The sequence below is a fragment of the Arthrobacter globiformis NBRC 12137 genome (assembly GCF_000238915.1).
Classification (GTDB): Bacteria; Actinomycetota; Actinomycetes; order Actinomycetales; family Micrococcaceae; genus Arthrobacter; species Arthrobacter globiformis.
In genome coordinates, this window is the sequence record NZ_BAEG01000120.1 from 1 (window position 1) to 511 (window position 511).

Below are 511 nucleotides of genomic sequence, written 5' to 3' on the forward strand. Positions count from 1 at the left end.
CCCCGGCCGGGCGAGTGCGTGGCGGGCGACCTCGACCGGTCCGCCGGCGCCGACGTGCACGATCACGACCTGCGCGTCCGGGCCGGTCCCGTGGAACCGGGCGAACACCTCGGCCCCGAGCAGATGAGCGGGCACGGAGTACTGTGCGTTGTCGAACGAGACCATGGGCGTGTTTTCCGGGACCCGGCGCCCGACCCCATAGGCGAGGGTGTGGGCTGTGTCCGGGACACGGTGCAGGGAGGAAGCTTCCTCAGCAAGCATGTCGACCGGGCGGCGGCGGGTGGTCCGGTGCTCGCGCGTGTTGACCTGGTCCATGAACGCCGTGCAGGCCGCCTCGAGCTCGGCGAACGAGGCGTATTCATCCCGCAGGTTGGTGTCTTTGGGCACCAGGTCTGCCTTGGCGATCTTCACGGACGACTCGACGCCGCCTTTGGAGGCCGGGTCCGCCGGGTGGCAGGTGAGCACTTCGACGGAGTAGTGCTTGGCGAACGCCAGCGTCTGCTGGTTCCTC

General features: G+C 69.5%; 1 pseudogene. It reads right to left on the bottom strand.

Features of this window, described 5'->3' with window-relative positions:
- Window positions 1–511, bottom strand: a pseudogene (locus ARGLB_RS22300) (IS21 family transposase); the annotation flags it as partial.